Raw genomic sequence first — 26761 nt, forward strand, 5'->3', positions numbered from 1 at the left:
TTTCCAGTCGAGGGCCGCCCATTAGGGTCGGCCCTCGACTGCGTTAGCGTCGAGTGCGGCGCAATCAGGAAGGATGTACCTGTGAGTTCAGGACCGCAGGACGGCGACCGTCCTCGACGTTACGAAGACCGCCCCGACAGCCGCGGCGGGGCACCCCGGCGCGACGACCGTCCGTCGTACCGCGATCGGGACGACCGCCCGCGCGACCAGCGCGGCGGCCCCGGTGGTTTCCGTGGTGGTGACCGTCGTGAGGGTGGTTTCCGGTCCCGCGACGACGCTCGTCCCGCCGGCGGTCAGGGCCGTGAGGGCGGGTACCGGGGTGGCGACCGCGATGGTGGCTTCCGTGGCGGTGACCGCCGCGAGGGCGGGTACCGCGGGGACGATCGTCGCGAGGGTGGTTTCCGTCGCGACGGTGACGCGCGCCCGGGTGGCTTCCGTGGCGGCGACCGCGACGGCGGCGCCCGGGGCGGCGACCGTGAGGGTGGCGCCCGGGGCGGCGACCGTGAGGGTGGCGCCCGGGGCGGCGACCGTGAGGGTGGCGCCCGGGGCGGCGACCGTGAGGGTGGTTTCCGTGGCGGGGACCGCCGTGAGGGTGGTTTCCGTGGTGGTGACCGTCGTGAGGGTGGTTTCCGGTCCCGCGACGACGCTCGTCCCGCCGGCGGTCAGGGCCGTGAGGGCGGGTACCGGGGTGGCGACCGCGATGGTGGCTTCCGTGGCGGTGACCGCCGCGAGGGCGGGTACCGCGGGGACGATCGTCGCGAGGGTGGTTTCCGCTCGGGGCCGCGCGAGGGTGGTTTCCGCCGCGACGGCGACGCCCGCCAGGGCGGCTTCCGTGGCGGCGGCGACCGTGAGGGTGGTTTCCGTGGCGGGGACCGCCGCGAGGGTGGTTTCCGTGGCGGCGATCGCGACGGAGGCTTCCGTGGCGGGGACCGCCGCGAGGGCGGCTTCGGCGGCGACCGTCGCGAGGGCGGCTTCCGCAGCGGTGACCGGGATGGTGGCTTCCGTGGTGGCGACCGTCGTGAGGGAGGTTTCCGCTCCGGGCCGCGTGAGGGTGGCTTCCGTGGGGGCGACCGGGACGGTGGCTTCCGTGGTGGAGAACGCCGTGAGGGCGGTTTCCGTGGCGGCGACCGTGAGGGCGGCTTCCGCCGCGACGGTGACGCCCGCCCGGGTGGCTTCCGTGGCGGCGACCGCGACGGCGGCGCCCGTGGCGGCGACCGTCGTGAGGGCGGCTTCCGCAGCGGTGACCGGGATGGTGGCTTCCGTGGTGGCGACCGTCGTGAGGGCGGCTTCCGTCGCGACGGTGACGCGCGCCCGGGTGGTTTCCGAGGCGGCGACCGTGAGGGTGGCTTCCGCTCGGGTCCGCGTGAGGGCGGCTTCCGTGGTGGGGACCGTCGCGAAGGTGGTTTCCGCTCCGGGCCGCGTGAGGGTGGTTTCCGTGGTGGCGACCGCGAAGGGGGCTTCCGGGGCGGCGACCGTCGTGAAGGCGGCTTCGGCGGCGACCGTCGTGAGGGCGGTTTCCGTGGCGGTGACCGGGATGGTGGCTTCCGCAGCGGCGACCGGGCTGGCCAGGGCGACCGCCCGCGCCGGGACGATCGTCGGGGCTTCGAGGACCGGCGTCGGGAGGGTGGCCACGGCGGGGACGCGTCGCGCGACCGGCGGGACGACCGGGGCGAGTCGGCGGGTGGGCAGGCTGCGCCGGCACTGCCCGACGAGATCGTCGCGACCGACCTGGACTCGACCGTCCGGGCCGAGCTGCTCTCCCTCGCCAAGCCGGTGGCGGAGACCGTCGCCCGGCACCTGGTCGCGACCGGCAAGCTGATCGACGAGGACCCGGCGGAGGCCCTGGCGCACGCGCTGGCCGCCCGTCGGCTCGCGTCCCGGATCGCGGCGGTTCGCGAGGCGGTGGGCCTGGCCGCGTACCACACGGGCGAGTGGCAGATGACGATCGCCGAGCTGCGCACGTACCACCGGATGAGCGGATCGCAGAGCCACCTGGCGGTGCTCGCCGACTGCGAGCGGGCGCTGGGACGCCCGGAGCGGGCCATCGACCTGTTCCGGGGCGCGGACCAGGCGAAGCTCGACAAGGCCGCCTCGATCGAGCTGCTGATCGTCGCCGCCGGGGCGCGCGGTGACCTCGGCCAGAAGGACGCGGCCGTCGCCATGCTCCAGGTGCCCGAGCTGACCAGCGAGGCGGCCGAGCCGTGGACCGCGCGGCTCCGGTACGCGTACGCCGACGCGTTGCTCGCGGTGGGGCGGCGCGAGGAGGCCCGGGAGTGGTTCTCCCGGGCGGCCGACGTCGACGCCGACGGCGAGACCGACGCCGCCGAGCGGCTGCTCGAGCTGGACGGGGTGCTCATCGAGGGCGACGACGAGGACGACGAGCCGGTCGAGGAGATCGCCTCCGGCCCGGGTGCCCCGGGCGCGGTGCCGGCAGAGCCGGACGTCGACCTCGCCGGCCCGGCCGAGGCGTCCGACGCCGAGGAAGACGACGACGAGGGCGCCGGAGCCGACGAGGGCGACAGCGAGCGGGCCGAGCGGTACGCCGACGAGGGTCTGACCCACGACGAGCTAAGCGACGACGAGGCGGGCGACGTCACGGCCCGGGTCGAGTCGGAGCCGCAGCCGGAGCGGGCCGCTTCCGAGCCGGGCGCGGAGTCGACCGGTTCCCCCGAGTCGGGCGCGGACCGGCGGTGACGGCGGGCGCCGGGGGCCGGCTGGTCGACGGGTACTCGCTGGTCGTCTTCGACCTCGACGGGGTGATCTACCTGATCGACCGGCCGATCCCCGGCGCGGTCGAGGCGGTGGGCCGGCTGCGCGCCGAGGGGCGGGCGGTGGCGTACGCGACGAACAATGCCTCCCGGCGCTCCAGTGAGGTCGCCGACCTGCTCACCGGGATGGGCGTGACCGCCACCCCGGAGGAGGTGCTGACCTCCGCCGCCGCCTCGGCCGAACTGCTGGCCGACCGGCTCCCGGCCGGGTCGGCGGTGCTGGTCGTCGGGGCGGAGGCCCTGCGCGCCGAGATCGGCGCGGTGGGGCTGCGCCCGGTGTCCCGCGCCGAGGAGTCCCCGGCCGCCGTCGTGCAGGGGTACGGCCCGCAGGTCGGCTGGGCGGACCTGGCCGAGGCGTCGCTGGCGGTCCGGGCCGGGGCGCAGTGGATCGCCACGAACACCGACCGGACCCTGCCCAGCGGGCGGGGTCCGCTGCCGGGCAACGGGTCGCTGGTGGCGGTGCTGCGGACCGCGCTGGAGCGCGACCCGGACGTCGTGGTGGGCAAGCCCGAGCCGGCGCTCTTCGCGACCGCCGCCCGCCGCGCGGGCCAGGGGCGGACCCTGGTGGTGGGCGACCGGCTGGACACCGACATCGAGGGTGCCCGCCGGGCCGGGCTGGACAGCCTGCTGGTGCTCACCGGGGTCAGCGACGTGCCCGAGCTGCTGGCCGCGCCGGAGCGCCGCCGGCCGACGTACGTCGCGGCCGACCTGGCCGGGCTGTTCGACCCGGCGGCGGTGGTCCGCGTGCCCGGCGCCCCGGAGACGGGCGGCTGGTCGGTGACGGTGACCGACGGCGGGCTGGAGCTGACCGGATCGGGACGGACGCTGGACGCGCTGGCGGCGCTCTGCGCCGTCGCGTGGGCCGCGGACGGTGGCCCGCAGGCCCGGCCGGGGTCGCCGGAGGCCGCCGAGGCCCTGGCCGCGCTCGGCCTGGCCGGCTGACCCAGGGGCGACCCGACCGGCGTCGGAGCGGACGCCGGCCGGGGCCCCGGCTCAGAGCAGCTTGCGGAGCTTCAGCAGGTCGAACGGGTTGGCCTTGATCGTGACCCGCCGGGAGGCGACCGCCGCCGTCACGTCGAGCTTGCCGCCGACCAGGGCGAGCAGGTCGTCGCTGTTGGTGCTCAGCGCGATCTTTGCCTTCGGGTCGTCCCCGTCGGTCAGGTCGAGCAGCCGCCCGCCGGCGAGCCGGCCGTGGAAGGCGACGTCCAGGTCGGTCACCCGGCAGGCCAGGGTCCGGTCCAGGTCGATCCGCTCTCGCACGGTCTCGGCGTTGCGGTCCAGCCGGGCGGCCAGATCCCGCAACGCCTGCCGGCACTCGTCCACGCTGGCCACATCGTCTCCTTCGAACGTCATGTCCGTTCCCGGCACCGTACCGCAGTGGGTCCCGCGCGGCGCCCGGTAGCGTGGCACCTGCAATCCGATCCCGGTGGAAGGACTCAGGCACATGCAGGACGCGTGGCGCGCCTACCTCGGACTGGCCATGGGCCTGACGGAGGCGCCCCGGAAGAAGGCCCAGGAGGTCGTACGCCGGGTGGTCGGCTCCGGCGAGGCTACCGGCGCGCAGCTCCAGGCCCTCGTCGAGGAGCTGCTCTCGACGGGCATGGCGAATCGGGAGGCGCTGACCAAGCTGGTGCGCTTCGAGGTGGACCGGGCGCTCGGCGCGGTCGGGCTCGCCACCGCCGACGAGGTGGCGGAGCTGACCCGCCGGGTGCGCGAGCTGGAGCGCGAGCTGCGCGAGGCCAAGGCCGCCCCCGGCGAGCCGGCGCAGCCGCCCACCGCGACAGGTGAAACCGGCGGACCCGCGCAGCCTCCCGCCGCGACGGGTGAAACCGGCGGACCCGAGCACCCGCCGGCCGCACCCGGCGCGGCGGAGCCCGCCGTACCCGGCGCCGCGGAGCCGGCCGCCCCGTCGCCCCCGGGCGCGGCGGCGACGAAGGCCGTGGCGAAGAAGGCCGTGGCCACGAAGGCCGTGGCGAAGAAGGCGGTGGCCAAGAAGGCCATCGCCCGGAAGCCGCCGGCTGCGGTGAGCGTGCGGAGCGAGCCCGTGAGCCCCGCGACCGCGCAGGACGGCGACGCGGCGGGCCGTACCGGGACCGACGGGGGCGCGGCGGAGCCGGCCCGTCCCGTGAAGAAGGCCCCGGCACGCAGCCGCCAGCCGGGCGGCGCGGAGTGAGGGCCCGGGGCACGGCGCGGGGCGGGCGGTGAGCGGGCCCTTCCGGCCGGGCCCGCCGCCGCGCCCGGTCGACATCGACGCGGACGCCGTCGACGCCCGGCACCCGGCGGTGGACGCCGCCGTGCAGGCGATGGCGAACGCGGCGACGCTCTCCCCGGCCGACCAGATCCCGCAGTACGAGGCGGCGTACCAGACGCTGCGCGAGACCCTCGCCACCATCGACCAGGCCTGACCGACCGGAGATCCATCCCCATGGCACGTCGCAACCGGCTCGATGCCGAACTCGTCCGCCGCGGCCTGGCCCGTTCCCGCGAGCAGGCCGCCGCGCTGGTCGAGGCCGGCCGGGTCCAGCTTCGCGGGGTCCAGGCCCGCAAGGCCGCCGCGCTGGTCGACCCCGCCGACCCCCTGCTGGTCACCGGCGCCGACCCCGTCTCCGAGTACGTCTCGCGGGGTGGCCACAAGCTGGCCGGCGCGCTGGCCGCGTTCGCCCCGGGCGGGCTGCGGGTGGCGGGCCGACGCTGCCTCGACGCCGGGGCGTCGACCGGCGGCTTCACCGACGTGCTGCTGCGCGCCGACGCGGCCGAGGTGGTCGCCGTCGACGTCGGCTACGGCCAGCTCGCCTGGCCGCTGCGCACCAACGAGCGGGTACGCGTCTTCGAGCGCACCAACGTGCGCACCCTGACGCCGGAGGCGATCGGCGGGCCGGTCGACCTCACGGTGGCCGACCTGTCGTTCATCTCGCTGCGGCTGGTGCTGCCGGCGTTGGCGGCCTGCACCCGCGACGAGGGGGACCTCGCCCTGATGGTGAAGCCGCAGTTCGAGGTCGGCAAGGAGCGGGTGGGCGCGGGTGGCGTGGTGCGCGACCCGGAGCTGCGCGCCGAGGCCGTCCTCGACGTGGCGGGCGCGGCGGCCGGGCTCGGCCTGGGGCTCGCCGACGTGACCGCGAGTCCACTGCCGGGGCCCAGCGGCAACGTCGAGTTCTTCGTATGGTTACGCCGGGGCGCGCCGGCCGCCGACCCGCACCGGGTGCGGGCGGTCGTGGCGGCCGGCCCACAGGGCCCGACCCCGTCGGGGGACGTGCCGGCGTGTCCGGCGGAGGAGGTGCCAGGGTGAGCGCGAGGAGTGAGCTTGCGGGCCCCGCAGTCGCGAGCGGAGGGCGGTTCGGGTGAGCGCGAGGAGTGAGCTTGCGGGCCCCGCAGTCGCGAACGGGAGGCACGGCCGGTGAGTCGTACCGCGTTGCTGGTGACGCACACCGGGCGGCGGCGCAGCACCGAGCACGCCCGGGCGGTCGCGGCGGACCTGATCTCGGCGGGGTTCGAGGTGCGGGTGGTGGCCGAGGAGGCCGACGACCTGGACCTGCCCGGCGTGGTGCCGGTGGTCGGGCCGCGCGCCGCCGAGGGAGCCGAGATCGTCTTCGCCCTCGGCGGGGACGGCACGTTCCTGCGCGCCGCCGAGCTGGCCCGTCCGGCGAAGGCCCCGCTGCTGGGCATCAACCTCGGCAAGGTCGGCTTCCTCGCCGAGGCGGAGATCGACGACCTCGACGTGGCGGTGCGCGACGTGGTCGACCGCAACTACTCGGTGGACGAGCGGCTCACCCTCGACGTGACCGCCGAGTTCGACGGCGGGCCGACGATCGAGTCCTGGGCGCTCAACGAGATCAGCGTCGAGAAGGGCGAGCGCGCCCAGATGCTGGAGCTGATGGTCGACGTGGACGGCCGGCCGCTGTCCCGGTACGGCTGCGACGGCGTGGTCTGCGCCACGCCCACCGGCTCGACGGCGTACGCGTTCTCCGGCGGCGGGCCGGTCGTCTGGCCGGAGGTGGAGGCGCTGCTGCTGGTGCCGATCAGCGCGCACGCGCTGTTCAGCCGTCCGCTGGTCACCGCGCCGACGTCCACGTTCGCCATCACCGTCGACCCGTTCACCACCCTGGCGGTGCTCTGCTGCGACGGCCGCCGGGTCTACGACCTGCCGCCGGGGGCGCGGGTGACGGTGCGTCGGGGCGGGCTGCCGGTGCGGGTCGTCCGGCTGCGGGACCGCCCGTTCACCGACCGGCTGGTCGCCAAGTTCGACCTGCCGGTGCACGGCTGGCGGGGCTCGCGGCGCTGACCCGTTCGCGGTAGGGCTGCCCACCGGCTGAGCCTCACGACCCCGCCGGTGGGTCGGCGGGCGGGCCCGCGTCGGCTGGTCAAGTGTCGGGCCTCGCGTCTACTGTCGGGTGCTGTGCTGGAAGAGCTACGCATCACCGGACTGGGCGTCATCGAGGACACCACGCTGCCGTTGACCGGCGGGATGAACGTCATCACCGGCGAGACCGGTGCCGGCAAGACGATGGTGGTGACCGGCCTCGGCCTGCTCTTCGGCGGTCGGGCCGACGCCGGCCGGGTGCGGGCCACACCGGGGCGCGCGGTGGTCGAGGGGCGGCTGCGGTTGCAGGGCCGGGTCGCCGCGACCGTCCACGCCCGGGTGGGCGACGCCGGCGGCGACACCGACGAGGACGGCTCGCTGCTGCTGAGCCGGACGGTCTCCGTCGAGGGCCGGTCCCGGGCGCACCTGGGCGGGCGGAGCATGCCGGTGGCGATGCTCGGCGAGGTCGGCGAGCAGGTGGTGGCGGTGCACGGCCAGTCCGACCAGCTCCGCCTGCTGCGTCCGGCGGAGCAGCGGGCCGCGCTGGACCGGTTCGCCGGCCCGGAGCACGAGAAGCTGCTCGACGCGCTGCGCGAGGCGTACACCCGGTGGCGGACGGTGGTCGACGACCTGGCCGACCGGCGGCGCAATGCCCGGCAGCGCAACCAGGAGGCCGACCTGCTGCGGCTGGGGCTGGACGAGATCAGCCGGGTGGACCCGCAGCCGGGCGAGGACGACGAGCTGAAGGCGGAGGCGCAGCGCCTGGAGCACGCCGAGGGGTTGCGCACGGCGGCGCAGATGGCGCACCAGTGCGTGGCCGGCGGCGCGGAGCCGACGGACGAGACGCCGGACGCGACGGCGCTGCTCGGGCTGGCCCGGCGCACCCTGGAGGCGCAGGCGGGCACCGACCCGGCGCTGGGCGAGCTGGCGGGCCGGCTGGAGGAGGCGGCCACGCTGGTCGCCGACGTCTCCGCCGAGCTGTCGACGTACCTGGCGGCGCTGGACGCCGACCCGGCCCGGTTGCAGGTCGTCTACGAGCGGCGGGCCGCGCTGCGCGGGCTGACCCGCAAGTACGCCGACGACGTGGACGGGGTGGTCGCCTGGGCCGAGCGGGCCCGCGCGCGGCTGTCCGACCTGGACACCTCCGACGACCTGCTCGACGAGCTGGACCGGGAGGCGTCCCGGCTGGCCGGCGAGGTGGCCGAGCTGGCCGGGCGGGTGTCGGCTTCCCGACAGGAGGCGGCGGTCCGCTTCGCCGGGCAGGTGACCGTCGAGCTGGCGGGGCTGGCGATGCCGCACGCCCGGATCGAGGTGGCGGTGCTGCCCCGGCCGGTGGGCCGGTCGGAGCCGAGCCTGTCGGTCAACGGCGTCGAGGTCGGCGTCGGCGCGGACGGCGGCGACGAGGTGGAGCTGCGGCTGCTGGCCCACCCGGGGGCCCCGTCGCTGCCGTTGCAGCGGGGCGCCTCCGGCGGCGAGCTGTCCCGGGTGATGCTCGCCATCGAGGTGGTCTTCGCCGGTTCCGGCGGGCCGCCCACCCTGGTCTTCGACGAGGTCGACGCGGGCGTCGGCGGCACGGCGGCGGTGGAGATCGGCCGCCGGCTGGCCCGGCTGGCCCGCAGCCACCAGGTGCTCGTGGTGACGCACCTGCCGCAGGTGGCCGCGTTCGCCGACCGGCACCTCGTGGTGGCGAAGGACACCGGGGGCGCGGTGACCACCAGCGGGGTGCGGGTGGTGGAGGACACCGAGCGGGCCCGCGAGCTGGCCCGGATGCTGGCGGGTTTGCCGGACTCGGATCTGGGTATCGCCCACGCCGAGGAGTTGTTGGCCGTCGCGGCTCGGGAAAGGCGACCCTGACCGCGGGCGATTGTGACCGCACGCACACTCGTGCGCGCTGCGGTGTGCTTCCCTGGGTAGGCGGCCCTGCTCAGGCATGTCGCGACAGAGAAGCCTGCCTCACATGCCAGGATGGTCACGATGCGTCTACCCACCTTGCGCCGGACCCGGAGCGCGGAGCCGAACACGCTCGTCGGCACCGCGCGCCTCGATCGCCGGACGAAGCGCCTGGTCGGCCGGCTGCGCCCGGGCGACATCGCGGTCATCGACCACGTCGACGTGGACCGGGTGGCGGCCGACTCGCTGGTCGCCGTCGGTGTCGCCGCGGTCCTCAACGCCAAGCCGTCGGTCTCCGGCCGCTACCCGAACCTCGGCCCGGAGGTGCTGGTCGCCGCCGGCATCCCGCTCCTGGACGACCTGGGGGAGGGGATCTTCGAGCGCGTCCGGGAGGGCGACGTCGTCCGGATCGAGGGCAACACCGTCTTCGTCGGCGGCGAGCCGGTCGCGCACGGCGCGTTGCAGGACGCCGAGTCGGTGGCCAAGGCGATGGCCGACGCCCGCGAGGGGCTGTCGGTGCAGTTGGAGGCGTTCGCCGCCAACACGATGGACTACCTGCGGCAGGAGCGCGACCTGCTCCTCGACGGCGTCGGCGTGCCCGAGATCCAGACCGAGATCCGGGGCCGGCACTGCCTGATCGTGGTCCGCGGCTACGACTACAAGGCCGACCTGGACGTGCTGCGGCCCTACATCCGCGAGTTCAAGCCGGTGCTGATCGGCGTGGACGGCGGGGCGGACGCCCTGGTCGAGGCCGGCTACACGCCCGACATGATCATCGGGGACATGGACTCGGTCACCGACGACGTGCTGCGCTGCGGCGCGGAGGTGATCGTGCACGCCTACCCCGACGGCCGCGCGCCGGGGCTGCCCCGGGTCACCGGGCTGGGCGTCGAGGCGATCACCTTCCCGGCGGCGGCGACCAGTGAGGACCTGGCGATGCTCCTGGCCGACGAGAAGGGGGCGTCGCTGCTGGTCGCGGTCGGCACGCACGCCACGCTGGTCGAGTTCCTGGACAAGGGCCGGGGCGGGATGGCGTCGACGTTCCTCACCCGGCTCAAGGTCGGCGGGAAGCTGGTGGACGCCAAGGGGGTCAGCCGGCTCTACCGGCAGAGCATCTCGGGCTCCTCGCTGCTGCTGCTGGTGCTGTCGGCGGTGGCGGCGATGGCGTCCGCCGTGGCGGTCTCCACCGTCGGCAAGGCGTACCTGGGCGTGGTGAGCGAATGGTGGAACAATTTCGTGTTCCAGCTCGGCCAGCTCTTCTAGCTCCCGACCGATCAAGAGGCTGCAAGCGTGATCAATTTCCGCTACCACGTGGTGTCCCTGACCGCCGTGTTCCTGGCGTTGGCCATCGGCCTGGTCGTCGGCACGGCCGCCCTCAACGGCCCGGTGGCCGACTCGCTCAAGGAGCGGGTCAACGGGCTGAGCAAGGACAACCAGCAGATGCGCCAGGCGGTCAGCAACATGCAGAAGGAGCTGGAGATGGAGGAGCAGTTCGCCTCCGAGATCGCCCAGATCGTCCTGCCGGGCAAGCTGGCCAACCGCCGGGTGCTGCTGCTCACCCTGCCCAGCGGGCGCGACCACGCCGAGGGCGTGCTGAAGATGCTCCAGGCCGCCGGGGCCGGTGTCACCGGCCGGGTCGACCTGCAGGACAAGTTCATCAACCCGGACAACAACAACAACCTGATGGAGCTGGCCGTCACCGCGGCCCGGCCCACCGCCCCCGCCTCCGGGCTGCCCGGCAACGGCCACGGCGTGGAGACCTCCGGCGCCCTGCTGGCCAGCGTCCTGCTCGACCGCACCGGCGGCGCCCCCGTCACCGAGGCCGACCGCAAGTCGGTGCTCGCCTCCTACTCCGACGCCGGGTACCTGACGACGGACGAGCGGGTGACCGGGCCCGCCGAGGCGGTGGTGCTGGTCAGCGGCCAACCCTACGTGGACAAGGACTCCGCGAAGAAGGACGAGTCGGTCGTCAAGATCGCCGAGCAGTTCGACCGGACCGGGGCCATCGTGGTGGCCGGCAACGGCTCGGCCGGCGGCAACGTGGTCGCGGTCGTACGGGGCGACCCGGTGCTGTCGCAGACCATCTCCACCGTCGACGACGCCAACACCACCCAGGGGCAGCTCGTCACCAGCCTCGCCCTGGCGCAGCAGCTCGTGGAGAAGAAGGCCGGCCAGTACGGCGTGGGCGACAACGCGAGCGCGCTGCTGCCTAGACTGCCCCAGTGAGCCGACGACGTACCTGGATGTCCGATCCTCTCCGCCGTGACCGCGGCGTGTCGAACGGGGTGAGCGCGTGAGCCTGCTGGGCCGCCTGTTGATCGCCGGGGCCGGCGCCGCCGCCGCCCGGTACGCGCTACGCGAGGTGCGCGGCTCCGGTGCCGCCCCGGCGCTGGAGCGCACCAACTTCCGGGGCCGCACGGTGACCCTGGCCGCCGGGCCGGCACTCGCCGCCGGTGCCGCCGCCGGCGGCGCGTTCGGCGCGCCCAGCGGCCCGGCCGGGGCCGCCGCGCTGGTGGCCGGCGTGGGCAGCGGCGCGGTCGGCCTCTACGACGACGTGGTGGGCGCCCGGCCCGAGCAGAAGGCCGCGAAGGGCTTCGCCGGGCACCTCGCCGCGCTGCGCGAGGGGCGGGTCACCGCCGGCCTCGTCAAGATCGTCGGGGTGGGCGCGGCCGGTCTCGGCGCGGCGGCGCTGCTCGCCGCCGACCCCACGGTCGCCGCGCACCCCCGGCGGCGGCGTCACCGCGCGTTCGGCCGCACCGTCGACGTGCTGCTCGGCGCGGGCGTGATCGCCGGCACCGCCAACCTGGTCAACCTCCTCGACCTGCGCCCCGGTCGGGCGATCAAGTCCGGCCTGCTGCTCGGCGCGCCGCTGGCCCGGGGCCCGCACGGCGGGATCGCCGCGGGCGCGGTGGGCGCCGCCGCCGGCCTGCTTGGCGACGACCTCGACGAGCAGGTGATGGTCGGCGACGCGGGGGCCAACGCGCTCGGCGCGCTGCTCGGGGTGGCCCTCGCCGCCCGCACCGGGCCGCTCGGCCGGGCCGGCGCGCTCGCGGTGCTCGCGGGCCTCACCGCGGCCAGCGAGAAGGTCAGCTTCACCCAGGTCATCCAGGCCACCCCTGGGCTACGCGAGCTCGACGCACTGGGCCGGCGAACCGACTGACGTGAAGACCCCGGCACCCCTCGCCGGCGCCGGCCGGGTGGCCGGAGCGGCCGCGCTCATCGCCGTGCTCACCGTGCTCAGCCGGCTCGCCGGCTTCGGCCGCACCGCCGTGTTCACCTGGGTGGTGGAGCGCAGCGACCTCGGCGGCATGTACGTGATCGCGAACACCGTGCCCAACATCATCTTCGAGATCGTGGCCGGTGGGGCGCTGGCGAGCCTCGTCGTGCCGCTGCTGGCCGGCCCGGTCGCGGCGGGGGACCGGCGGGCGGTGGGCGCGACCACCGGGGCGCTGCTGACCTGGACGCTGACCCTGCTGGTGCCGCTGGCCGCACTGGTCGCCCTGCTCGCCGGCCCGATCGTCGAGGCGATCAGCTCCGGGCGCAGCCCGGCGGAGCTGGCCGCCGGCGCCCGGATGCTGCGGGTCTTCGCCCCCCAGCTCCCGCTCTACGGCATCGGCATCGTGCTCACCGGCGTGCTCCAGGCGCACCGCCGCTTCGCCTGGCCGGTGATCGCCCCGCTGCTCTCCAGCCTCACCGTGATCGTGGTCTACCTGGTCTTCGGCGGCGCGGAGGGGCGGGGGGCCACGGTCGCCGGGGTGAGCCGGGGCGGGGAGCTGGTCCTCTCCGCCGGCACCACCCTCGGCGTGGTGGTGCTGTCGCTGTCGCTGCTGATCCCGCTGCGCAGGCTGGGCCTGCGGCTGCGCCCCGGGTACGCCTTCGACGCCGACACCCGGGCCCGCGTCGGCGGGCTCGCGGTGGCCGGGGCCGTCACCGTCACCGCCCAGCAACTCGCCCTCGCGGTGATCATCAAGAGCGTCTCCGGCGGCCCCACCGGCGCGCCCCAGGTGTTCAACCTGGCCCAGACGATGTACCTGCTGCCCTGGGCGGTGCTGGCCGTCCCGCTCGCCGTCGCCGCGTACCCGACCCTCGCCGCGGCGTCGGCGGTCGGCGACGAGGAGGCGTACCGGGGCACGCTGGCCTCGACCACCCGGGGCGTGTTCCTGTTCAGTTGCCTCGGCGCGGCGGCGCTGGCCGGCACCGCCGCGCCGGTCGCCGCGTTCTTCTACCCGACCGACCCCGCGCCGGTGGCCGCCGGGATCGCCGGCTTCGCGCCCGGCCTGCTCGGCTACGGCCTGTTCGCGGTGCTCTCCCGCGCCCTCTACGCCCGGGGCGACACCCGCCCCGCCACCCTGGCCATCACCGCCGGCTGGCTCGCCGTGCCGCTGGCCGCCGCGCCCCTGGCCGCGCTGCTGCCCCGCGCCGACCGGGTGCTCGCGGTGGCCCTGGCCAACTCGGCCGGGATGCTGCTGCTCGGCGTCCTGCTGCTCGTCGCCGTGCGCCGCGCCGCCGGGCCCGCCGCGCTGGCCGGAGGCGCCCGCGCCGGGGCGGCCGGGCTGCTCGGCGGGGGCCTCGGCGCGCTCGCCGGGGCCGGCGTCGCCCGCGCGCTGGCCGCCGCCGGCGGCGGCACCCCGGCGACACTCACGGCGCTCGTGCAGGGCATGCTGTCAGCAGCCGTGGTCGGCGTCGTGTTCCTCGCCGTGGCGTACCTGACCGACCGGCGCGACGTCCGGCCGCTGCTCGCCGCCGTGCGCCGCCGGCTCGGCGGGACGGGCCGGGGAGCCGGGCGCTCCGACGGGCCTGGGCGGCGGGACGAGGTCGGTCCGGAGCGGGGCGACGGAAAGGAGACGGTGTCGGGGTGAGCGCGACGACGGGCGGCGCGGCGGTGGCGGTGGCGGGCCGGGGGTGGTCGCGGTGACGGCCCCGACGCCGACGGTCTCCTGGCACGGCACGGTGGCGCTGCTGCTGGCCTCCAGCACCGGCGGTGTCGGCCAGCACGTCCGCTCGGTCGCCCGGGGGCTCGCCGCGGCGGGCGCGTCGGTGCTCGTCTGCGGGCCTGCCGCCACCGAGGAGCAGTTCGACTTCACCGGGGCGGGCACCCGCTTCCGGTCCGTGGAGATCCCCGCCAGCCCCACCCCGGCCGACGCCCGGGCGGTCGCGGCGCTGCGCCGGACGCTGGCCGACGAGCCGGTCGCCGTGCTGCACGCCCACGGGCTGCGGGCCGGGCTCGTCGCCACCCTCACCCGGCCGGCCGCCCCGCTCGTGGTCACCTGGCACAACGCGGTGCTCGCCCGGGGGGTGCGCGGCGGGCTGTCCCGCCTCGCCGAGCGCGTCGTCGCCCGGGGCGCCCGGGTGACCCTCGGCGCCTCCGCCGACCTCGTCGCACGGGCCGCCGCGCTCGGCGCCGCCGACGCCCGGCTCGCCCCGGTCGCCGCGCCGGCGCTGCCCCCGCCGCGCCGCCGCCGGGCCGCCGTCCGTGCCGAGTTCGGCGTCGCCGCCGACCAGCAGCTCGTCGTCTCGGTCGGCCGGCTGCACCCCCAGAAGCGGTACGAGGTGCTCATCGACGCCGCCGCCCGGTGGCGCGGCCGGACCCCGCCGCCCGCCGTGGTGATCGCCGGCAGCGGCCCGTCGTACCTGCCGCTGGCCGCCCGGGTCTCCGCCGCCCGCGCCCCGGTCACCCTGCTCGGGCACCGCACCGACGTGGCCGACCTGCTGGCCGGCGCAGACCTGGCCGTGGTCACCAGCGACTGGGAGGCCCGCCAGCTCTTCGCCCAGGAGGCGATGCGCGCCGGCGTGCCGCTGGTGGCGACCGCCGTGGGCGGCCTGCCGGAGCTGGTCGGCGACGCCGCCGTGCTGGTGCCCCCCGGCGACGTCGACGCCGTCGACGCGGCGGTGCGCGCGCTGCTCGACGACCCCGACCGCCGGGCCGCGCTGGGCCGGGCCGGGGCCGCCCGCGCGGCGACCTGGCCCACCGAGGCGGACACCGTCGCCGAGCTGGCCGCGCTCTACGCGGAGCTGGCCCCGGCCGGCCCGGCCGCCGGAGACGCCGGCACCCCGTCGGCGGGACGCCGGTGATGCTGCGCAGACTCACTCCGGCGCTGCTGACCCTGCTGGTCGTGGTCCTGGGCGTCGGCGCCCTGGCCGCGCGCCCGGCGGGCGAGACCCCCCGGCGCACCGCCGACTTCGTGGTGCTGGTCGGGGTGGCCGGCCTGCGCTGGGACGACGTGGACCCGCGGACCACCCCGACGCTGTGGCGGATGGCCGAGCGGGGCTCCATCGGCTCGCTGTCGGTGCGCTCCGCGCACCGGCCCACCTGCCCCGTGGACGGCTGGCTGACCCTGGGCGCCGGCAACTTCGCCGCCTGGAACGGCAGCCGGGGCGGCGGCGCCTGCCCGGCGGCCGGGGTGAGCGTGGAGCAGCCCGACGGCATCGGCGCGAACCTGCCCGACCAGGAGAGCGTCGTGCAGCACAACCAGGAGCGCCTGCCCTGGGGCGCGGTGCCCGGCGCGCTGTCGGAGTCGGTGCGCTGCTCGGTGGCGGTGGGCCCCGGCGCGGCGGTGGCCGCCGCCCGTCCGTTCGGCCGCGTCGACCGGTACGCCCCGGGGCTGCCCCAGGACCCGGCCCCACTGCTCGGCTCCTGCGTGCTCAGCATCGTCGACCTCGGCACCGTCGCGGGGGAGGACCGGGCGACCCGGGCCGAGCAGGCCCGCCGGGCCGACGCCGACCTGGCCCGGGTGCTCGCCGCCCGGCCGCCGCACTCCCTGGTGCTGGTCGCCGGGATCTCCGACACCGACTTCCCGGCGCGACTGCACGTCGCCGTGGCCGACGGGCCCGGCTGGGAGCGGGGCTGGCTCACCTCCCCGACCACCGGCCGGGAGGGATACCTGCAACTGGTCGACCTGGCACCGACGGCCCTCACCGCGCTCGGCCGGCCGATCCCGGAGCGGCGCTTCCTCGGCCGGCCGGCGGTCTCCGCCGACGGCCGGCCGGCGGACCTGCCGTCCGCGCTCGCCGAGCCGGCCGACGCCGACCGGGAGACCAGCGCCCAGCGTCGGGTCGCCGACTGGTTCTTCGCCGTGCTCGTCGGCGCGCAGGTGCTGCTCGCCGTGGCGGTGCTGCCGCTGCTGCGCCGCGCCCGCCGGCACGCCGGGCCGGTCGGCCCCGCGCCGGTGCCCCGGCGGGTGGTGGCGGCCGTCGAGCTGCTGCTGATCGCCGCCGCCCTGGCCGTGCCGGCCGCCCTGCTCGCCGACGTGGTGCCGTGGTGGCGCGGCGACCACGCCGGAGCGTGGTTCGCGGCGGTGACGGTGCTGCTGGTGGTCGGTGCGACCGCCGTCGTCCGGTTCGCCCCCGGGCACGCCTCCACGCTCGGGCCGCTGGGCGCGGTCGCCGGCCTGGCCACCCTCGTGGTCGCCGCCGACGTGCTCACCGGGGCCCGGCTCCAGCTCAACGGGGTGGTCGGCTACTCGGCCCTGGAGGGCGGGCGGTTCTCCGGCCTGGGCACCGTCGCGCTGGGGGTGTTCGTCGCCGGCTCCCTGCTGTGCGCCGGCTGGCTGGCCCAGCGGGTACGCCGCCAGTGGCGGCCCGCGGTCGTGGTCGCCGTCGGCGGGATCGCCGTGGTCGTGGTCGGCAGCCCGTACCTGGGCGCGGACTCGATCGGCGCGATCGCGCTCACCGCCGGGGTGAGCGTGGCCGCCGCGATCAGCACCGGCGGCTGGCTGACCATCAGCCGGCTGGTCTGGGCGGCCATGGCGGGGCTGGCGCTCACCGTCGGCTTCGCGGTGGTCGACCTGCGCCGGCCGGCCGCCGAGCGGGGCAGCCTCGGCCGTTTCCTGGCCGCCCTCGGCGACGGCACCGGCGGGTTGACCGTGCACCGCTCCGGCAGCGCCAACTTCCAGACCATGGTCGACAGCCCGCTGACGGTGCTGGCCCTGGCCGGCGCGCTGCTGGTCTGGTTCGCCCTGCTCCAGCCGTGGGGCGGCCTGATGCGGCTGTTCGGCATCTACCCGGCGATGCGGGCCGCGATGGCCGGCACGGCGGTGGCGGCCGTCCTCGCGGGGCTGCTCGGCGGCTCGGCGCTCGACGTGGCGGGTGCCGCCGGCGCGCTGGTGGTGCCGATGGCGGCGCTGGCCGCGCTGCGGGTGCTCGACCACTCCACGGACCGGACGCAGCCGGGCGACGGCGGTCCGGCCAACGGCCGCCCGCTGGCCGCGCCCCGCCGCCCGGCCGACGACGACATCCCGACCGGCGGCGACGCTCCGGTCGGCGGCGCCGACCCGGGCGAGGGGGCGGGCGGCGGCGCGGCCCACGGCGGCGTGGCCGCGCCCGATCCGGCCGCCCGCGCGTCGACCGGGGCCGCGACGGCCTGACCCCGAGGGGCGCCCCGGCCGGGCGACCTCGGGTGCGGCCTGCGGGCCCGGCCCGGGGAGGTGTTACCGTGGAGTCCCGTGGATCGCGTGATCATGTGGCCCCCGGCCGGGACACCCCGGCTGTTCGGCGCTGATCGGCACGGCGGTTCGCACGACCGCTACGGACGACACGGGAGCAGGCCTTGGCCCCTTCAGCACGGACGACCAGGCACATTTTCGTCACCGGGGGCGTCGCCTCCTCGTTGGGAAAGGGCCTCACCGCCTCCAGCCTCGGTAATCTGCTCTCGGCGCGCGGCCTGCGCGTGGTGATGCAGAAGCTCGACCCGTACCTCAACGTCGACCCCGGGACGATGAACCCGTTCCAGCACGGTGAGGTCTTCATCACCGAGGACGGCGCGGAGACAGACCTCGACGTGGGGCACTACGAGCGCTTCCTCGACCGGGACCTGTCCGGCAAGGCGAACGTCACCACCGGCCAGATCTACTCGGCGGTGATCGCCAAGGAGCGGCGCGGCGAGTACCTGGGCGACACCGTCCAGGTGATCCCGCACATCACCAACGAGATCAAGGCGCGGATCCTCGGCATGGCCGACCCCGACGGCGACGGCCAGATCCCCGACGTGGTGATCACCGAGGTCGGCGGCACCGTCGGCGACATCGAGTCGCTGCCGTTCCTCGAGGCGATCCGCCAGGTCCGCCACGACCTCGGCCGGGACAACTGCTTCTACCTCCACGTCTCGCTGGTGCCGTACCTGGCCCCGTCGGGGGAGCTGAAGACCAAGCCGACGCAGCACTCGGTGGCCCAGCTGCGCAGCATCGGCATCCAGCCGGACGCGCTGGTGCTGCGCTGCGACCGGGAGATCCCGGACAAGGTGAAGCAGAAGCTGTCGCTGTACTGCGACGTGGACCGGGAGGCCGTCACCGCCGCCCCGGACGCGCCGAGCATCTACGACATCCCGAAGGTGCTGCACCGCGAGGGGCTCGACGCGTACGTGGTGCGCCGGCTCGGCCTCTCCTTCCGCGACGTCGACTGGGCGAGCTGGGACGACCTGCTCGACCGGGTCCACCGGCCCCGGCACACCGTCACCGTGGCGGTGGTCGGCAAGTACGTCGACCTGCCCGACGCGTACCTGTCGGTGAGCGAGGCGATCCGGGCGGCCGGGTTCGGCCACCGGGCCCGGGTGCAGTTGCGCTGGGTGCCCAGCGACGACTGCGTCACCCCGGCCGGCGCGGCGGCGGCCCTGGCCGGCGTCGACGGCATCGTCATCCCCGGCGGCTTCGGCGTGCGCGGCATCGAGGGCAAGATCGGCACCGCCCGGTACGCCCGGGAGAACGGCGTGCCGCTGCTCGGCCTCTGCCTCGGCCTGCAGTGCATGACCATCGAGGTGGCCCGGCACCTGGCCGGCCTGGACGGGGCGAACTCGCTGGAGTTCGACTCCGAGGCCACGCACCCGGTCATCGCGACCATGGCCGACCAGGAGGACATCGTCGCCGGCAGGGGCGACCTGGGCGGCACCATGCGGCTGGGGGCGTACCCGGCGAAGCTGGCCGAGGGGTCGATCGTCGCCGAGGCGTACGGCGCCACCGAGATCAGCGAGCGGCACCGGCACCGGTACGAGGTGAACAACGCCTACCGCGACCGGCTCACCCGGGCCGGGCTGACCTTCTCCGGCACCTCCCCGGACGGCCGGCTGGTCGAGTTCATCGAGCTGGACCGCGCCCTGCACCCGTTCTTCGTGGCCACCCAGGCCCACCCCGAGCTGAAGAGCCGCCCGACCCGGCCGCACCCGCTGTTCGCGGCGTTCGTGAAGGCCGCCGTGGCGTACTCGGAGGCCGACCAGCTCCCCGTGGACCTGGACGCCGTCGCGGAGGCGGCGGAGCGGGCCGAGCGCGACGGCGGCGCGGCGGCCGAGGAGAAGGCGGCGGCGAACCGGTGAGCGCCGCCGAGCACCGGTACGAGGTGGCCGACCGGCGGGAGCGCTTCGCCGGCCGGATCTTCTCCGTGGTCACCGACGAGGTCACCATGCCCGGCGGCGGCACCGCCGCCCGCGACTACGTCAAGCACGTCGGCGCGGTCGCCGTCGTGGCGCTCGACGACGCCGGCCGGGTGGTGCTGATCCGCCAGTACCGGCACCCGGTCGGCCGGCACCTGTGGGAGCTGCCCGCCGGCCTGATGGACGTCTCGGGGGAGGACCTGGCCGCCGCGGCGGTCCGCGAGCTGGCCGAGGAGGCGGACCTGACCGCCCGCACCGTTGACGTGCTGGTGGACCTGCACAGCTCGCCCGGCTTCTCCGACGAGGTCGTCCGGGTCTTCCTGGCCCGGGACCTGGCCGACGTGCCGGCCGGGCAACGCCACGAGCGCAGCGAGGAGGAGGCCGACCTCCAGGTGGTCCGGGTCGACCTCGACGAGGCGGTGCGGATGGTGCTGGCCGGGGAGATCACCAACGCCTCCGCCGTGGCGGGGGTGCTCGCCGCCGCGCGGGTCCGGGACTCCGGCTGGCCGTCGCTGCGCCGGCCGGACGCGCCGCTGCCGCGCTGACGGGGCACGACGGAAGGGGCCGCGCGGCGACGCCGCACGGCCCCTTGCCGGTCCTGGGCGCCAGGGGCGCCGCGAGGGTCAGTCGCGCAGCGGGCGACCCTGCCCGTCGACGCCACCGTTGACCAGGATCAGGATGCCGTCGATGAGGCCCCAGAGGCCGCCGACGCCGCAGGTCACCAGGCTCACGATGAGCTGGATCACGCCGGTCTTGGTGTCGCCCATGTAGAACCGCCCGGCGCCGAACGTGCCGAGCAGGATGCCGAGGAGGCCCGCGACGACCTTGCTCTTGTCGGAGACGCCCTGCGGGTACTGCTGATAAGGAGTGGTCATGGGGCGACACCCTAGTGATCCACACGCGTCGTGTCCGCAGCGCACCCCCACAGGCGGGACGATCAGGGACGAACACTGTCCTGACGGCTGAGGTCGTGTCCACCGTGGGCCCGCCCGACGCCTGACACATCGTCAGCACCGGCGGACAGCGGTTGTCACTGTGTCGGCGTCGTCGGCCCGGTGGCGCGCCTAGACTGCCGCCGACGGAATCGGTGGACCGCGGCGGCAACGGAGCCTCCACGCACCGGCGGCGTCGGGGGTGGGATGGCCCCGGAGAGAGGTGTCTACGTCGTGAAGGTCGGAATCCCCCGCGAGGTCAAGAACCACGAGTACCGCGTGGCGATCACGCCGGCGGGCGTCAACGAGTTCGTCCGCAGTGGCCACGAGGTCTTCGTCGAGTCCGGTGCCGGCGTCGGGTCGAGCATCACCGACGAGGAGTTCGCCTCGGCCGGGGCCACGATCCTGGCCACCGCCGACGAGGTGTGGCAGACCGCCGAGCTGGTGCTCAAGGTCAAGGAGCCGGTCGCCGAGGAGTACCACCGGATGCGCGAGGGGCAGGTGCTCTTCACCTACCTGCACCTGGCCGCGTCCAAGGCGTGCACCGACGCGCTGGTCGACCGGAAGGTCACCGGCATCGCGTACGAGACCGTCGAGCTGCCCGACCGGTCGCTGCCGCTGCTCGCCCCGATGTCCGAGGTGGCCGGCCGGCTCGCCCCGCAGGTCGGCGCGTACCACCTCCAGCGGCAGGGCGGCGGGCGCGGCGTCCTGATGGGCGGGGTCTCCGGCGTGTACGCGGCGAAGACCGTGGTCATCGGCGCGGGCGTGTCCGGCATGAACGCCGCCGCCATCGCGCTCGGCCTCCAGGCCGAGGTGCTGCTGCTCGACAAGAACGTCGCCCGGCTGCGCCAGGCCGACGCCATCTACCGGGGTCACCTGCAGACCGTCGCCTCGAACGCGTACGAGATCGAGCGGGCCGTGCTCGACGCGGACCTGGTCATCGGCGCGGTCCTCGTGCCCGGCGCGAAGGCCCCGACCCTGATCTCCAACGAGCTGGTGTCCCGGATGAAGCCCGGCAGCGTGCTGGTCGACATCTCCATCGACCAGGGCGGCTGCTTCGAGGACTCCCGCCCCACCACGCACGCCGAGCCCACCTACCAGGTGCACAACTCGATCTTCTACTGCGTGGCGAACATGCCCGGGGCGGTGCCGCACACCAGCACCTACGCGCTGACCAACGTCACCCTGCCGTACGCGCTGGAGCTGGCCAACCAGGGGTGGCGCGAGGCGCTGCGCCGCGACCCGGCCCTGGCGCTGGGCCTGAACACCCACGACGGCCAGGTGGTCTACGGGCCGGTCGCCGAGGCGCACGGCGTCCCGGCCCTGCCGCTGGACGAGGTGCTGGCCTGACCGAGCGGGGGAACGCACCGGACGGGGCCGGGGAGGGCGAGCAGCCCGCCCCGGCCCTGCGCCGCGTCGTGCGCGGCTACCTCGACCACCTCACCGTCGAGCGCGGGCTCTCCGCGAACACCCTGTCGTCGTACCGTCGGGACCTGGAGCGCTACCTCGCGACGCTGGCCTCGGCCGGCGTCGCCGACCTGGCCGCCGTCGACGCCGGCCAGGTCGAGGCGCACCTGGCCCGGCTGCGCGCCGGCGACGACGGCAACCCGCCCCTCGCGGTCTCCTCGGCCGCCCGGGCGGCGTCGGCCGTGCGCGGCCTGCACCGCTTCGCGCTGCGCGAGGGGCTGACCGGAGCGGACCCGAGCCGCGACGTCCGGCCGCCCGCGCCGCCCCGCCGGCTGCCCCGGGCGCTCTCCGTCGACCAGGTGGTCCGGCTGTTGGAGACCGCCGGCCCGGTGGCGGCCACCGGCGAGGGCGCGCCGCTGGCGCTGCGCGACCGGGCGCTGCTGGAGTTCCTGTACGGCACCGGCGCGCGGATCTCCGAGGCCGTGGGCGCGGCCGTCGACGACCTGGACAGCGACGAGGGCACGGCGCTGCTGCGCGGCAAGGGCGGCCGGACCCGCCTGGTGCCGATCGGCGGGTACGCCGTCGAGGCGCTGCGGGCCTGGCTGGTGCGCGGCCGGCCCGCCCTGGTCGCCGCCGGCCGGGGCACCCCCGCCGTCTTCGTCAACGCCCGGGGGGGAGCGCTGACCCGGCAGGGGGCGTGGACCATCCTGCGCCGGGCCGCCGAGCGGGCCGGCCTGCCGGTGGACGGCCCCGGGGCGGTCTCCCCGCACACGCTGCGTCACTCGTACGCCACCCACCTGCTCGACGGCGGCGCCGATGTGCGGGTGGTGCAGGAGTTACTCGGCCACGCCTCGGTGACCACCACCCAGATGTACACGTTGGTCACCGTGGAGCGGCTGCGCGAGGTGTACGCCACGGCCCACCCCCGCGCGCTCGGCTGACCCGGGCCGGCGCGTCGGCCGACACGCCGTACCGGTGCCGAACGCCCTGCTGGTCGGTGGCGTAGAGTCGGCATGGCGCGGACCTTTGCGGGGCGGCCGGGGTGCGCGGCGGCGCCACGAGGACGTCGGGCGGCTCCGACGCCGGTTGGTCGTCGGGAGGGGGCAGCGAGGACATGGCGGGCAACGGTGACCGCGCCGAGACCTGGACGACGGAGCTCCGCGAGCAGCAGGCCACGCTCGGCGCGGATCTCGGCCCGGCGGACCCGGCGGCCTACACGATGCGCAAGCCCATCCCCGAGCCGATGCCCACCGACCGGCACGGGCCGGCCCGGATCATCGCGATGGCCAACCAGAAGGGCGGCGTCGGGAAGACCACCACCACGATCAACCTGGGCGCGGCCCTCGCGGAGTACGGGCGCAAGGTGCTGCTGGTCGACTTCGACCCGCAGGGTGCCCTCTCCGTCGGGCTCGGGGTCAACCCGCACAACCTCGACCTGTCGGTCTACAACCTGCTGATGCAGGACGACGTCACCGCCGAGGACGTCCTGATCAAGACGGACGTGGCGGGCCTGCACCTGCTGCCGGCCAACATCGACCTCTCCGCGGCCGAGATCCAGCTCGTCAACGAGGTCGCCCGCGAGATGGCCCTGGCCCGGGTGCTGCGGTCGGTCCGCAAGGAGTACGACTACATCCTGATCGACTGCCAGCCCTCCTTGGGCCTGCTGGCGATCAACGCGCTCACCGTCGCGCACGGCGTGCTCATCCCGCTGGAGTGCGAGTTCTTCAGCCTCCGGGGCGTGGCGCTGCTGCTGGACACCATCGACAAGGTGCGCGAGCGGCTCAACTTCGACCTGGAGCTCGAGGGCATCCTCGCCACCATGTACGACAGCCGCACCACCCACTGCCGGCAGGTCCTCCAGCGGGTCGTCGAGGCGTTCGGCGACAAGGTCTACCAGACGGTGATCACCAAGACCGTGAAGTTCCCCGAGTCGACGGTGGCCGGCGCCCCCATCACCACCCTCGACCCGGCCTCCTCCGGCGCCCGCAACTACCGGCAGCTCGCCCGCGAGGTGATCGCCGCCCAGGCGGAGCGGTAGGCCGCGTGCGCCGCCGTTCCGGCGCGGTCGCGGCCGGGGTTCCCGGCGTGCTCATGGCCAGCGTTCCCGCCCTGGTGACGGGCGGCCTTCCCGTCGTGCTGTCGGGTGGCCTTCCCGCCGTTCTGACGTATGGCCTTCCCGTCGTGCCCACGGGCGGCCTTCCCGCCGCGCCCCGGGGAGCGTGGACTACGGTCGTCCGGTGACCGCGCCGCCGCTCGACCCGCCCGCCACGCTCCCGCCCCCCGGGGCCGGGGCGACGGCCGACGCCGACACGGTGGCCGAGGCCACGAGCGGGTTCACCGTCCGGCTGGACAACTTTACCGGCCCGTTCGACCTGCTGCTGCAACTCATCGGCAAGCACAAGCTCGACGTCACCGAGGTCGCCCTGCACCGGGTCACGGACGAGTTCATCGCCTACATCCGGGCCATGGGCGACCGGTGGGACCTCGACGAGGCCAGCGAGTTCCTGCTGATCGCCGCCACGCTGCTCGACCTGAAGGCAGCCCGGCTGCTGCCCGCCGCCGAGGTCGAGGACGAGGACGACCTGGCCCTGTTGGAGGCGCGGGACCTGCTCTTCGCCCGGCTGTTGCAGTACAAGGCGTACAAGGAGGCGGCGGCGCACATCGCCGAGTTGGAGGCGGTCGGCGGGCGGCGCTACCCCCGGGCGGTCACCCTGGAGCCCCGGTACGCCGAGGCGCTGCCCGACCTGGTCCTCGGCATCGGCCCCGAGCGGCTGCTGAAGCTCGCCATCAGGGCGATGACCCCGAAGCCCGTGCCCGAGGTCTCCATCGCGCACGTGCACATGGTCCGGGTCAGCGTCCGCGAGCACGCGGCGATCCTCACCGAGCGGCTGCGCCGGGCCGGCACCGCGACCTTCTCCCTGCTCTGCGCCGACTGCGAGGTCACCCTGGAGGTGGTGGCCCGGTTCCTGGCCCTGCTGGAGCTGTACCGGGAGGGGCTGGTCGCCTTCGTCCAGGAGCAGGCCCTGGAGGAGCTGACGGTCCGCTGGACCGGCCCCGCCGAGGGGGCCACCGACCTGCACATCGACGAGTACGCGGGCGAGGCGCCCTCGGCCACCGGGGCCGGCGGCGACGGGTCTGGAGACGGGGCTGGGGGCGGGGGTGAGGGCCGCCAGGTCGGCGACGCGGCGGGGCCCGGGCCCCTGGGACCGGGCGGCGTCGGCGACGTGGCGGAGCCCGGGCTCCCCGGACCGGGCGGCGTCGGCGACCCGGAGCCGATCGAGGGAGAGCGAGAGGGAGAGCGGGAGCGCAATGAGTGACGAGGAGCGTCGGGACTCCCTGGCCGACCAGGCGGCGGCCTGGGTACCACCGTGGCAGCGCCCCGCCGCCGCGACGCCCGCGCCGGGCCCGGCCGAGCCGCCCGACCCCGACCCGGTCAGCCCGCCGCCCGTGCCATCGCCTGTGCCGCCGGCCGCCTCGGAGCCCGCCCCCGAGCCCGCCGCGCAACCCGTCCCCGGGCCTGCCCCCGACGCGGCGACCCCGATCACCCCCACGCTGCCGACCGAGCCGGACGTCAGCCCGGATCGTGGTACGGAGGGGCCGGACCGTACCAAGATCCTTGCGGGTGGGGTGAGCGCGGAGAGCGGTGCGGCTAGCCGGAACGGTGCGGCGGCGGAGGCCGGCGGGGCGGCAGAGGCTGGTGGGGCGGGGAAGCGGGGGCGGGGGCGGCGTCGCGTCGTTGCCGCGCCCGTCGAGCACGTCCCCGTGCTGGACGACGCGGAGCTGCGCGGGGCGCTGGAGGCGATCCTGCTGGTCGTCGACGAGCCCGTCAGCGAGCTGACCCTCGCCCAGGTCCTCGAACAGCCCCCCGAGCGGATCGGCCCCCTGCTCGACGACATCGCGGCCGGCTACACCGCCGCCGGGCACGGCTTCGAGCTGCGCCGGGCCGCCGGCGGCTGGCGGCTCTACACCCGCCCGGAATACGCGACCTACGTCGAGCGGTTCGTGCTGGACGGGCAGTCGGTCCGGCTGACCCAGGCGGCGCTGGAGACACTGGCGGTGGTCGCGTACCGCCAGCCGGTGACCCGTTCGCGCATCTCGGCCATCCGGGGTGTCAACTGCGACGGGGTGATCCGTACGCTGGTCACCCGTGGCCTGGTCGAGGAGTGCGGCACCGAAGCGGACAGCGGGGCGTTCCTCTACCGCACCACCACCCTGTTCCTGGAGAAGCTGGGGCTGAACTCGGTCGCCGACCTGCCCCCGCTCGCCCCGTTCCTCCCCGACGACGTAGAAGAGCTTGCCGATGCGACGCGATGACCGTGCCCCCAAACCCGACGCGCCCGTCTTCGAGGGGGCCGAACGCCTCCAGAAGGTGCTGGCCGCCGCCGGCGTGGGCTCCCGACGCGCCTGCGAGGACCTGATCTTCCGCCGCCGGGTCACCGTGAACGGCCGGGTGGCCCAGCTCGGCGACAAGGTCGACCCGGCCAACGCCGTCATCCACGTCGACGGCGAGCGCCTCGTCGCCGACACCCGCCTGGTCTACCTGGCGATGAACAAGCCGCGCGGGGTCGTGTCGACCATGGCCGACGAGAAGGGGCGCGCCGCCCTGTCGGACTTCCTGGGCAACCGGGTGGAGCAGCGGGTCTACCACGTCGGGCGGCTCGACGCGGACAGCGAGGGCCTGCTGCTGCTCACCAACGACGGCACCCTCGCCCACCGGCTCATGCACCCGTCGTACGGGGTGTCGAAGACGTACCTGTGCGAGGTGGCCGGGCCCATCCCGCGCAACCTCGGCAAGCGGCTCGCGGCCGGCGTCGAGCTGGAGGACGGCCCGGTGACGGTCGACTCCTTCAAGGTGGTGGGCACCCTGGGCAAGACCGCCCAGGTGGAGCTGACCCTGCACGAGGGGCGCAAGCACATCGTCCGACGGCTGCTCGACGAGGTCGGGCACCCGGTGTCCCGGCTGGTCCGTACCTCGATCGGGCCGATCCGCCTCGGCGACCTGCGCGCCGGGCGGACCCGCCGGCTCACCAACGCCGAGGTCGCCGCCCTGTTCAAGGCGGTGGGTGACTGACCGGCGGGACGGGGTACCACAGCGGGTAGGCTTCCGTGG

At 75.8% G+C, this 26761-nt stretch carries 24 protein-coding genes; 21 read left to right on the forward strand and 3 right to left on the reverse strand.

The features are described from left to right. Positions 1 to 87 precede the first annotated feature (87 nt). Entirely contained in the window at positions 88 to 1632 is a 1545-nt protein-coding gene (locus LPU43_RS24155; RefSeq protein ID WP_229402814.1) for a hypothetical protein, read from the reverse strand. 120 nt (positions 1633 to 1752) lie between these two features. On the opposite strand from LPU43_RS24155, the gene LPU43_RS24160 reads away from it, so the two are divergent. Together LPU43_RS24160 and LPU43_RS24165 are read left to right on the forward strand one after the other, a co-directional pair. Next, positions 1753 to 2694 (forward strand): Replicase polyprotein 1ab, encoded by a 942-nt coding sequence (locus LPU43_RS24160; protein ID WP_373321811.1) that lies wholly within the window; start codon positions 1753 to 1755, stop codon positions 2692 to 2694. Beyond that, a complete protein-coding gene (locus LPU43_RS24165) occupies positions 2691 to 3710 on the forward strand; it encodes an HAD-IIA family hydrolase (RefSeq protein ID WP_229402816.1) in 1020 nt (339 codons plus the stop codon). The genes LPU43_RS24160 and LPU43_RS24165 overlap by 4 nt, the downstream gene beginning before the upstream one ends. A gap of 51 nt (positions 3711 to 3761) precedes the next feature. Here LPU43_RS24165 and LPU43_RS24170 read toward each other — a convergent pair whose 3' ends face one another. Beyond that, positions 3762 to 4100 (reverse strand): SCP2 sterol-binding domain-containing protein, encoded by a 339-nt coding sequence (locus tag LPU43_RS24170; protein WP_229402937.1) that lies wholly within the window; start codon positions 4098 to 4100, stop codon positions 3762 to 3764. A gap of 112 nt (positions 4101 to 4212) precedes the next feature. Here LPU43_RS24170 and LPU43_RS24175 point away from each other — a divergent pair, with 112 nt between their 5' ends. From LPU43_RS24175 to LPU43_RS24235, 13 genes are all read left to right on the forward strand, one after another. Then, on the forward strand, positions 4213 to 4941 hold the full coding sequence (locus tag LPU43_RS24175) for a phasin family protein (protein ID WP_229402817.1): 729 nt from the start codon (positions 4213 to 4215) through the stop codon (positions 4939 to 4941). A 28-nt stretch (positions 4942 to 4969) separates the two neighbouring features. Beyond that, a complete protein-coding gene (locus tag LPU43_RS24180) occupies positions 4970 to 5173 on the forward strand; it encodes a hypothetical protein (protein ID WP_229402947.1) in 204 nt (67 codons plus the stop codon). A gap of 20 nt (positions 5174 to 5193) precedes the next feature. Next, positions 5194 to 6054, forward strand: coding sequence for a TlyA family RNA methyltransferase (locus tag LPU43_RS24185; protein ID WP_229402818.1), 861 nt, complete (start codon positions 5194 to 5196; stop codon positions 6052 to 6054). Positions 6055 to 6162: 108 nt separating this feature from the next. Next, positions 6163 to 7047: an NAD kinase gene (locus tag LPU43_RS24190; protein ID WP_229402819.1), complete on the forward strand. Its 885-nt coding sequence runs from the start codon at positions 6163 to 6165 to the stop codon at positions 7045 to 7047. A 114-nt stretch (positions 7048 to 7161) separates the two neighbouring features. Then, positions 7162 to 8919 (forward strand): DNA repair protein RecN, encoded by a 1758-nt coding sequence (recN, locus tag LPU43_RS24195; RefSeq protein WP_229402820.1) that lies wholly within the window; start codon positions 7162 to 7164, stop codon positions 8917 to 8919. 120 nt (positions 8920 to 9039) lie between these two features. Next, positions 9040 to 10218: a putative cytokinetic ring protein SteA gene (gene steA / locus LPU43_RS24200; protein ID WP_229402821.1), complete on the forward strand. Its 1179-nt coding sequence runs from the start codon at positions 9040 to 9042 to the stop codon at positions 10216 to 10218. A 27-nt stretch (positions 10219 to 10245) separates the two neighbouring features. After that, a complete protein-coding gene (locus LPU43_RS24205; protein ID WP_229402822.1) occupies positions 10246 to 11181 on the forward strand; it encodes a copper transporter in 936 nt (311 codons plus the stop codon). Between the two features lie 67 nt (positions 11182 to 11248). Further along, a complete protein-coding gene (locus LPU43_RS24210; RefSeq protein ID WP_229402823.1) occupies positions 11249 to 12115 on the forward strand; it encodes a hypothetical protein in 867 nt (288 codons plus the stop codon). A gap of 1 nt (position 12116) precedes the next feature. Continuing rightward, positions 12117 to 13814: a murein biosynthesis integral membrane protein MurJ gene (gene murJ, locus LPU43_RS24215; protein WP_229402824.1), complete on the forward strand. Its 1698-nt coding sequence runs from the start codon at positions 12117 to 12119 to the stop codon at positions 13812 to 13814. 52 nt (positions 13815 to 13866) lie between these two features. Further along, entirely contained in the window at positions 13867 to 15027 is a 1161-nt protein-coding gene (locus LPU43_RS24220) for a glycosyltransferase family 4 protein (RefSeq protein WP_229402825.1), read from the forward strand. Continuing rightward, on the forward strand, positions 15027 to 17318 hold the full coding sequence (locus tag LPU43_RS24225; RefSeq protein ID WP_306416163.1) for a hypothetical protein: 2292 nt from the start codon (positions 15027 to 15029) through the stop codon (positions 17316 to 17318). Before LPU43_RS24220 ends, LPU43_RS24225 begins: the two co-directional genes overlap by 1 nt. Before the next feature lie 182 nt (positions 17319 to 17500). After that, a complete protein-coding gene (gene pyrG, locus LPU43_RS24230; protein ID WP_229402826.1) occupies positions 17501 to 19255 on the forward strand; it encodes a CTP synthase in 1755 nt (584 codons plus the stop codon). After that, complete coding sequence (locus LPU43_RS24235) at positions 19252 to 19857, forward strand: NUDIX domain-containing protein (RefSeq protein WP_229402827.1); 606 nt, start codon at positions 19252 to 19254, stop codon at positions 19855 to 19857. The genes pyrG and LPU43_RS24235 overlap by 4 nt, the downstream gene beginning before the upstream one ends. 78 nt (positions 19858 to 19935) lie before the next feature. Here LPU43_RS24235 and LPU43_RS24240 read toward each other — a convergent pair whose 3' ends face one another. Then, on the reverse strand, positions 19936 to 20187 hold the full coding sequence (locus tag LPU43_RS24240; protein WP_229402828.1) for a TM2 domain-containing protein: 252 nt from the start codon (positions 20185 to 20187) through the stop codon (positions 19936 to 19938). Between the two features lie 291 nt (positions 20188 to 20478). Between LPU43_RS24240 and ald the strand changes: the two genes are divergently transcribed. From ald to LPU43_RS24270, 6 genes are all read left to right on the forward strand, one after another. Beyond that, positions 20479 to 21594 carry an alanine dehydrogenase gene (gene ald, locus LPU43_RS24245; RefSeq protein ID WP_229402829.1) on the forward strand — a complete coding sequence of 372 codons (1116 nt, stop codon included), beginning with the start codon at positions 20479 to 20481 and terminating at the stop codon, positions 21592 to 21594. Continuing rightward, positions 21591 to 22592, forward strand: coding sequence for a site-specific tyrosine recombinase XerD (locus LPU43_RS24250; protein WP_229402938.1), 1002 nt, complete (start codon positions 21591 to 21593; stop codon positions 22590 to 22592). The genes ald and LPU43_RS24250 overlap by 4 nt, the downstream gene beginning before the upstream one ends. A 173-nt stretch (positions 22593 to 22765) precedes the next feature. Continuing rightward, a complete protein-coding gene (locus LPU43_RS24255; RefSeq protein ID WP_229402830.1) occupies positions 22766 to 23689 on the forward strand; it encodes a ParA family protein in 924 nt (307 codons plus the stop codon). A 199-nt stretch (positions 23690 to 23888) separates the two neighbouring features. Beyond that, entirely contained in the window at positions 23889 to 24968 is a 1080-nt protein-coding gene (locus tag LPU43_RS24260) for a segregation and condensation protein A (RefSeq protein WP_373321807.1), read from the forward strand. Continuing rightward, the gene (gene scpB, locus LPU43_RS24265; protein ID WP_229402832.1) at positions 24961 to 25965 is read left to right on the forward strand and encodes an SMC-Scp complex subunit ScpB; all 1005 of its coding nucleotides are present in this window, start codon (positions 24961 to 24963) and stop codon (positions 25963 to 25965) included. Before LPU43_RS24260 ends, scpB begins: the two co-directional genes overlap by 8 nt. Beyond that, positions 25952 to 26722: a pseudouridine synthase gene (locus LPU43_RS24270; protein WP_229402833.1), complete on the forward strand. Its 771-nt coding sequence runs from the start codon at positions 25952 to 25954 to the stop codon at positions 26720 to 26722. Before scpB ends, LPU43_RS24270 begins: the two co-directional genes overlap by 14 nt. The last annotated feature ends 39 nt before the right edge of the window (positions 26723 to 26761 follow it).

It is taken from the genome of Micromonospora okii (assembly GCF_020884795.1).
GTDB classification, from domain to species: domain Bacteria; phylum Actinomycetota; class Actinomycetes; order Mycobacteriales; family Micromonosporaceae; genus Micromonospora; species Micromonospora okii.

Bases quoted from the DNA above. Each gene is read 5' to 3' on its own strand.
- LPU43_RS24175 (WP_229402817.1), top strand. From the start codon at position 4,213: ATGCAGGACGCGTGGCGCGCCTACCTCGGACTGGCCATGGGCCTGACG.
- LPU43_RS24185 (WP_229402818.1), top strand. From the start codon at position 5,194: ATGGCACGTCGCAACCGGCTCGATGCCGAACTCGTCCGCCGCGGCCTG.
- steA (WP_229402821.1), top strand. From the start codon at position 9,040: ATGCGTCTACCCACCTTGCGCCGGACCCGGAGCGCGGAGCCGAACACG.
- LPU43_RS24225 (WP_306416163.1), top strand. From the start codon at position 15,027: ATGCTGCGCAGACTCACTCCGGCGCTGCTGACCCTGCTGGTCGTGGTC.
- LPU43_RS24240 (WP_229402828.1), bottom strand. From the start codon at position 20,187: ATGACCACTCCTTATCAGCAGTACCCGCAGGGCGTCTCCGACAAGAGC.
- LPU43_RS24255 (WP_229402830.1), top strand. From the start codon at position 22,766: ATGGCGGGCAACGGTGACCGCGCCGAGACCTGGACGACGGAGCTCCGC.
- scpB (WP_229402832.1), top strand. From the start codon at position 24,961: ATGAGTGACGAGGAGCGTCGGGACTCCCTGGCCGACCAGGCGGCGGCC.
- LPU43_RS24270 (WP_229402833.1), top strand. From the start codon at position 25,952: ATGCGACGCGATGACCGTGCCCCCAAACCCGACGCGCCCGTCTTCGAG.